General features: G+C 68.9%; 4 protein-coding genes. 2 read left to right on the top strand and 2 right to left on the bottom strand.

Annotated features, from left to right (window positions below; all coding sequences use genetic code 11):
* Together xseA and ON39_RS27095 are read right to left on the bottom strand one after the other, a co-directional pair.
* On the bottom strand, window positions 1-798 hold a 798-nt coding region (gene xseA / locus ON39_RS27100), incomplete at its 3' end, for an exodeoxyribonuclease VII large subunit (protein ID WP_255219301.1).
* Window positions 795-1,454, bottom strand: a complete 660-nt coding sequence (locus tag ON39_RS27095; protein WP_040738651.1) for a lipid droplet-associated protein — start codon at window positions 1,452-1,454, stop codon at window positions 795-797. The genes xseA and ON39_RS27095, both read right to left, overlap by 4 nt.
* Window positions 1,455-1,617: 163 nt before the next feature.
* On the opposite strand from ON39_RS27095, the gene ON39_RS27090 reads away from it, so the two are divergent.
* Window positions 1,618-2,631 (top strand): 4-hydroxy-3-methylbut-2-enyl diphosphate reductase, encoded by a 1,014-nt coding sequence (locus ON39_RS27090; RefSeq protein WP_040738650.1) that lies wholly within the window; start codon window positions 1,618-1,620, stop codon window positions 2,629-2,631.
* A gap of 396 nt (window positions 2,632-3,027) precedes the next feature.
* On the top strand, window positions 3,028-3,420 hold the full coding sequence (locus ON39_RS46160) for a hypothetical protein (RefSeq protein WP_146251035.1): 393 nt from the start codon (window positions 3,028-3,030) through the stop codon (window positions 3,418-3,420).
* Window positions 3,421-3,443 lie beyond the last annotated feature (23 nt).

The following is a 3,443-nucleotide window of genomic DNA, read 5'->3' as shown; positions in this document are numbered from 1 at the left end:
GGTCGCGGCGACGATGGCGCGGCACAGCGCCTCGTCGGAGAACGCGAGCAGGTCCTCGACGCTGCCGCCGCCCCGGGCGAGCACGATCACGTCCACGGCCGGGTCGCGGTCGAGCTGCGCCAGCGCCTCCAGCATCTGCGGGACCGCCGTCGGGCCCTGCACCGCGGTATTGCGGATCTCGAAACGCACTGCGGGCCAACGGTTTCGGGCCACGGTCAGGACGTCGCGCTCGGCGGCGCTCGCGCGGCCGGTGATGAGGCCGACGGTCTTGGGCAGGAACGGGATCGGCCGCTTGAGCCGGGGATCGAACAGCCCCTCGGCGGCGAGCAGGGCCTTGAGCCGTTCGATGCGGGCGAGCAACTCGCCGATGCCGACCGGGCGGATCTCGATGACGCGCAGCGACAGCGTGCCGCGGCCGGTGAAGAAGGACAGTTTGCCGTAGACGACGACCCGGCTGCCTTCCTGCAGCGGGATCGGGGACTTGCGGATGAGGTCCGGGTCGCAGGTCACCGAGAGCGACATGTCCGCGGACGGGTCGCGCAGCACCAGGAACGCGGTGCGCGTGCCGGGGCGCAGATTGATCTGCGTGATCTGGCCCTCGACCCAGATGCTGCCGAGCCGGTCGATCCACTGCGCGACCTTGATAGCGACGGAGCGGACGGGGTAGGGCTGCTCGGCGGAGTTGCCCGGTGCGGAGGCCTGGGCGTCCGGTGCGGAGCCGCGCTGAGTAGGGCTGTCCTGGGTACCGCGGGCGGGTTCGCGCGCCGGGGTACCCGGGACCGGTTCGCGTGCCGTCACTGGGCCTGCACGGTGGCGATCCGATTCGTCAGCATGGTCACGAACGGCGCCCTGGCGAGGGTGCGCTGCTCGTAGTCCAGCAGCGCGGTGAGGTCTTCGAGGCTGAGCATGCGCAGGCGGGCGCGCAGCTGGGCCACGGTCATGTTGGCGTAGTCGTAGCGGGTGGCTACTTCCGGCTCGCTGATCTCCGGCGCGGGGTCGGCCGCGCGGACGATCTCCAATTGTGGTTCCCGCTCGGCGGATTCGGGCTCGTCGACGAGCTGCGCCGGGCCGGTGTGGCCGTTGCGCTCGCTCGCGCGGGTAGCGGCGTCGGCGGGCAGGGTGTCGAAGGCGGACGACTCCGGCTCGTCGGCGTACAGGTCGAAACGGCTGGTGCGGGCCGTCGCGCCGCTCGGGGCCGGCTCGTCGGGCAGGTCCTCGTCGAAGGTGGCCCACTCCGGCTGCTCCTGCGGCGCGTTGCCGAGACGTTCGAAGACGGCGTCGCCCTTGAGCGCCAGGCTGGTCACGAACTGCTGGACGTGCATCGTCGTCTGCAGCACCTGACTGATGGCGGTGATCGGCAAATTCATTGCGGCCGTGGGTAGCCTGCGAGTCTCCTCGATGGCGTACACGGCTGCCCCGGCGGCTACCCGGGCCAGAAACGGTGGTCGAAACATGGTCCTAGCCTGCCCGAAATGGTGTGCTGTGCAAAGGTCGGGGCTCACCGCGATGATTCTGGCGTATGAATCGGTGAGTAGGGAGCGCGCCTCGCCGACGCACGGTCCTCGCCGTCGACGCCCGGACGGCGCGAAGTCGGTGTGCGCACGTAAGCTGGTCGGCATGTCCACGGCCATACCCTTGAACGTCGGAATCACCCGCTCAGCGGGTGCCGGAGCCGCCGATCCCGCGGGCGGCAAGCGGGTGCTGCTCGCGGAGCCGCGTGGGTACTGCGCCGGCGTGGACCGGGCGGTGGAGACCGTGGAGAAGACCCTCGAGAAGCACGGCGCGCCGATCTACGTGCGCAAGGAGATCGTGCACAACCGTCACGTCGTGGAGACGCTGCGTGAGCAGGGCGTCATCTTCGTCGACGAGACCGACGAGGTGCCGGAGGGCTCGGTCGTCGTGTTCTCCGCGCACGGAGTCTCGCCCGCCGTGCACTCCTCGGCGGCCGCGCGCAATCTGCACACCATCGACGCGACCTGCCCGCTGGTGACGAAGGTGCACCAGGAGGCGAAGCGCTTCGCCCGCGACGACTACGACATCCTGCTGATCGGCCACGAGGGCCACGAGGAGGTCGAGGGCACGGCGGGCGAGGCGCCCGACCATGTGCAGCTGGTGGACGGCCCCGCGTCGGTGGACAAGGTCACCGTGCGCGACGAGTCGAAGGTGATCTGGCTCTCCCAGACCACGCTCAGCGTCGACGAGACCATGGAGACGGTGCAGCGGCTGCGCGAACGCTTCCCCGCGCTGCAGGATCCGCCGAGCGACGACATCTGCTACGCCACCCAGAACCGTCAGGTCGCGGTGAAGGCGATGGCGCCGGAGTGCGATCTGGTGATCGTGGTCGGGTCGCGCAACTCCTCGAACTCGGTGCGTCTGGTCGAGGTGGCGCTCAACGCCGGCGCCAAGGCGGCCCACCTGGTCGACTACGCCCGCGAGGTGGATCCCGCCTGGCTTGCCGACGCCCACACCATCGGCATCACCTCCGGCGCCTCGGTGCCCGAGATCTTGGTCCGCGGCGTCCTGGACATGCTTGAAGAGCACGGCTACGCCGACGTACAACCGGTCACGACCGCCAACGAGACCCTGGTCTTCGCCCTGCCCCGCGAACTCCGCACCAGCCGCGCACGCTGACCCGCATCACCCACGCTGGATAGAGCCTGTCGCGCTGTCGCTGTCGGCCCGGCATCATCCCCGAATGCCAGTCGGATAGGCGCTGACGGGAAACGTGAGCGCGCTTCGCGTGCGGGCGCCTTCGATGTCGACCGCGCTGTGTGACTTGGATCGGGCCGTCGGGGTCGACGGATGCATCAAGTCGGCGTGCACCTCTACTGCCCGCGGAGCCGGCCGAGACCCGCACCGCGCGTTCCGTACCTCGAGAGCCGCCGGTCGGCGAAACCACACGGCAACAAGGCGAAACGGGCAAATCGTCGTGCATTCGTCCTGCTAAGTTGAGACCGCTGTGCGCAGTGGCGACACGGCTCGGTCCGGCAGCATTTCTGTTGGCGTGTAAGGATATTGGAGCTTGTCATGGGTATACGTGCTACCGCTGCGACATTGGGCATCGGAGCGGGACTGGCCGCGATCATGGTGTCGGCCGGAGCGGGACAGGCCGCCGCGTTCAACCCGGTGATCGAGCCGGATCTCGGCGTGTACGGCGTGGAGTTGGACCATGCGGAGACGGTCGCGCTGCACAATTCCGCGCTGCCCGCCGCGCTGAACCAAGTGTGGCGTGACCATGGTTTCGCCATCTACCTCCCGTCGACTTTGCAACAGGCCGAAGAGGCAGTGCGGAAACACAACCTCTCCGATGTGGTCGCCATGTCGGCTGACTCTCCTGAGGGGACGGTCGCACTCGCGGTCTACTACCACCCCTCGACGCACTCACGGGTGATCTTAGGAGCTCTCGGCTCCGCGTATTGACTGATCGTGGTGCGGCCGTGGCG

Origin of the sequence: Nocardia tenerifensis NBRC 101015 (assembly GCF_000308715.1) — a bacterium.
GTDB classification, from domain to species: domain Bacteria; phylum Actinomycetota; class Actinomycetes; order Mycobacteriales; family Mycobacteriaceae; genus Nocardia; species Nocardia tenerifensis.
Note: the sequence above shows the minus strand (reverse complement) of the source record. Positions and strands in the feature narration are given on the sequence as shown.

What these genes read in the sequence shown, in the direction of transcription:
- ON39_RS27095 (WP_040738651.1), bottom strand. Translation starts at nt 1,454, where the DNA reads ATGTTTCGACCACCGTTTCTGGCCCGGGTAGCCGCCGGGGCAGCCGTG.
- ON39_RS27090 (WP_040738650.1), top strand. Translation starts at nt 1,618, where the DNA reads ATGTCCACGGCCATACCCTTGAACGTCGGAATCACCCGCTCAGCGGGT.
- ON39_RS46160 (WP_146251035.1), top strand. Translation starts at nt 3,028, where the DNA reads ATGGGTATACGTGCTACCGCTGCGACATTGGGCATCGGAGCGGGACTG.